The following is a 3,546-nucleotide window of genomic DNA, read 5'->3' on the forward strand; positions in this document are numbered from 1 at the left end:
AAAAATGACAAATGAGAACAGATCAGCCATGATTTCGCTCTTGCCATTACTTATGTATGCAACATCATTGTTTATGAATAATTTAACTGTAATATTGCTTTTTTGTAATATGGCGTTATATTTATCAATGGATTATCATCTTCCTGTTATCCCTGTATTGGTAAGCATGGTTATAGGCTCAAATATAGGTGGTGCTTCGCTGCCATGGGCGGATACACCTGCTGTTATATTAACATTATATACTGATTTTAATTTGCTGGATTTTTTGAGCAAATTATTTTTACCTTGCCTTTTTTTCGCTCTTTTTTTATCTATTTATACCTTCATATGGTATAAGTATTTTTCACCCAAAAAAAGAGTCGTACCATTTAAAGATAGGCCAATAGTTCATTGGAAAAGACTAAAACCGATTTTAACAGTATTTGTATTATATCTTGTCAGCATTAGCATTGGACCGTTTGTTAACTTATCAATAGCTTATATTTCGCTGTTTTTTGGTGGAATAGCATTATTCCTTAACAGAAAAGATCCAGCTGATTTATTAAATACTATTCCGGTCATGGATTCAATTGCTTTTATTATAGCATTATTCCTGATAGGCGGCGTTTTAGAATACAGTGGAATTTTAATGTTGATTTCTAAGTATATAGTAGGATTTACGAACAATAACTCTTACATTATAGCATTATCAATTTTATTCTTGGCCTTTATTATAGCTATATTCTTGTCAGCCGGTCCTGCAACTGCAACATTGCTTCCAATATGCACAGAATTGTCTCATCTTGTACCTTTTAATCTGATATATGCATCATTGGCACTTGGAATATTGGCGGGAAGCAGTATGTTGCCTTGGTCAGCTACAGGAGGTCCTATTATGTTTAGTGAAACTAACAGGTTTATTAAGAAGCCCCATCAGCATTTGCGTGAAGATCAAAAAAGACATATCCATGAAATTTTCAGCTTAAGAACATATTTGTACTTTTCAATTCCTTTTTCCTTAATAATGCTTGGTTTAAGTGCCTTGTATATAGTTATTTACATTAGAATTTTATAACAAAATAATTGAGGATATATTAATATATCACCCAATTATTTAATAATATGGATTGACAAGCCGGCATTGTCCTCTTGTCTCGATACCGCCTATGCTTCCATATATTGATAAAATTTCACCAGACAACTTATCAAAGTCCAGGAATTCTTTTACTGAGGTTGTGGCCAGCTTGCACGCAACATTTACCAGATCGTAAATATTGATTAATTTTCTTTCGGGAGAACTTGCAAAGTTAGCTCCTGCTTTCATCAGTTCTTCATAGTGTGAATAGCAACCGCCGGCAATAATCACTAGTTCGTCGTAATTATCATTATACTCTCTTAATTTTTTAACACTTTCTACAAAATATTTAGAATTTTTATAATCATTAATATCCATTGAATGTTCAGCATTTTTTTTAAGGGAATCATGGCCTGTTATTACTACAATATTAGGCTTATATTTAATATATAAATCGGATATTGCATCTGGCTGTTTAATTTCTTCAAGGCTGACTCCTTCCGCATGAACACCTAACTTCTTATAGTGCGCCATACATATACTTAAATAAGATGAATCTCCGTCTACATGGAGAACCTTTCCACATTTTATACCTGACAAAAATGGAGTGACTTTTACTATTCTTTTAGGTAATAAGCTTTCATGATTTGCAGTTGATTTTTGCTTATGAATACCTATGAGCGGATTTATTCTCATCTCACTTTGTAATCTATTTGGCTCATTAATACCTTGTCTACTTTTAAAATTTTGCAAATCATTAAGATTTGCGTCAGCAAAAAGTCTATAATATATACCGGCTAAAATTGCATTATCATTTATAACATTTATTAATCTAAAAATTATATCGTTGTCATAAGAAGTTCTAGTTACAAGATCACCTATTTCCAATTGAATCATCCTTTTCGTTACTGCATCATAATATGTTAATAGAATAAAAAGTGTACCTTAGGCTTGTATAAAATATAGGGCTATTATAGCGCCCTATATTAGAGTATAATTATTTATTCTATTGTTTTACTGCAGGATGATTTTGTTCGGTTGTTACAATTTTTTCTGTATCTTTTTCTTCGATAGATGTTTTTCTCTCTATGTGCTTTTCTTCGTTATTGTTTTTTTTCTCTGTGTTGTTTTCTTCTTTATTTGCTTTCTTATCTGATTGGTTTCCTTCATTATGTGATTTTTTCTCAGAGTTGACGTTTATTGTGAAAATACTTGATCCGTCTTCTAATACTTTTGCTTCTAGTTTCTTACCGTTTACCGATACGTTTCCTTCGTTGTCTAAGAGTATTTCAAATTCATCTTCATTAGATTGCTTTGAACCAGAAGACGACGGAGGCGGCGGAGGAGGCGGAGGTGGACATGCAGGTACGTTTATATCACCCAAAACTAAAAATACATTTTTTATTGCTGGCCCTTCGTTCTTAAATTTTACACATCTATGCGAATCAATTTCACAATCATAACGATTTCTACTATATTCATCTGGATTAACGAAATTTTCAAATTCACTAATATTTTCATTACTACATCCGAACAGTATTCCTATGTTTCCTTGCAGTTTTTTATCATCGTTTGCTCTGTTAATATAACGATTTATATTCTTATACATTAAATCAAATCCTTCAAATTATTAAAAGTTTATAATATTATAACTCTTGTATATATAATATGTGTTGAGTAAAGATTTGTGTAAAAGTAAATTTTATTTTTATAAACATTTATTGTTTTTATATCTGAATCCAACGCAGTAGTTTTATAAAAAGCAGAAATGATTAAATAGTTGCAACTAAGTCTTGCTTGAATTTGCATGTTTATAAAAAATATTAAAATGGTTATTAATTAGATTTATGGTAAACATATATATGGTTTTTAATATTCAATCATTAACTTGTTAGAAAGGATAATAGCTATGATAGAAGTACTTAAAGATTTACAGCCTGTTGATGTATTTAAATATTTTGAAAAGCTTTCACAGATTCCTAGGTGTTCAGGAAATGAAAAAGAGGTTAGCGATTATTTAGTATCATTTGCTAAGGAGAATAATCTGGAATATGTTTAAGATTCTGCATTAAACGTTGTTATTAGAAAGAAAGGTTAGTTGTGCCGGCGGTGTTACAGCTAAGGTATCAATTCCTATAAAATTTGAATCAGTAAATAAAAATCTTGTTCCGTATTTAATTAAGATAAGAGGCCTTAAGGGTGGACATTCTGGAATGGAAATAGATAAGCAAAGAGGAAACTCCAATAAACTAATGGGTCGAATACTTATGACTATTTTTTCTGAAATAGATATGAGACTTAGTTCAATAAATGGTGGTTCTAAGCATAATGCGATTTCACGTGAGACCGATGCGGTTATTTTAGTAAAAACTGAAGATAAAGTTTTAGTCGAAAATAAAATACTTGAGTGTGAAAAAATATTTAAAAATGAATTGAGAACTCCAGATCCTGATATAAGAGTAGAATTTGAAGTTTTACAGAATCTTCCTTCA

General features: G+C 30.8%; 5 protein-coding genes. 3 read left to right on the plus strand and 2 right to left on the minus strand.

Going from position 1 to position 3,546, the window contains the following annotated elements:
- On the plus strand, nucleotides 1-1,054 hold a 1,054-nt coding region (locus SA378_RS05095), incomplete at its 5' end, for an SLC13 family permease (protein WP_318524904.1).
- Nucleotides 1,055-1,093: 39 nt separating this feature from the next.
- On the opposite strand, the gene SA378_RS05100 is transcribed toward SA378_RS05095, so the two are convergent.
- Together SA378_RS05100 and SA378_RS05105 are read right to left on the minus strand one after the other, a co-directional pair.
- Nucleotides 1,094-1,942, minus strand: coding sequence for a sporulation peptidase YabG (locus SA378_RS05100; RefSeq protein ID WP_318524905.1), 849 nt, complete (start codon nucleotides 1,940-1,942; stop codon nucleotides 1,094-1,096).
- Nucleotides 1,943-2,060: 118 nt separating this feature from the next.
- Nucleotides 2,061-2,663 (minus strand): hypothetical protein, encoded by a 603-nt coding sequence (locus SA378_RS05105; protein WP_318524906.1) that lies wholly within the window; start codon nucleotides 2,661-2,663, stop codon nucleotides 2,061-2,063.
- Between the two features lie 300 nt (nucleotides 2,664-2,963).
- On the opposite strand from SA378_RS05105, the gene SA378_RS05110 reads away from it, so the two are divergent.
- Together SA378_RS05110 and SA378_RS05115 are read left to right on the plus strand one after the other, a co-directional pair.
- Complete coding sequence (locus tag SA378_RS05110) at nucleotides 2,964-3,113, plus strand: hypothetical protein (protein WP_318524907.1); 150 nt, start codon at nucleotides 2,964-2,966, stop codon at nucleotides 3,111-3,113.
- Nucleotides 3,114-3,129: 16 nt separating this feature from the next.
- On the plus strand, nucleotides 3,130-3,546 hold a 417-nt coding region (locus SA378_RS05115), incomplete at its 3' end, for a peptidase dimerization domain-containing protein (protein WP_318524908.1).

The organism is Sedimentibacter sp. (assembly GCF_033447055.1).
Lineage (GTDB): Bacteria > Bacillota > Clostridia > Tissierellales > Sedimentibacteraceae > Sedimentibacter.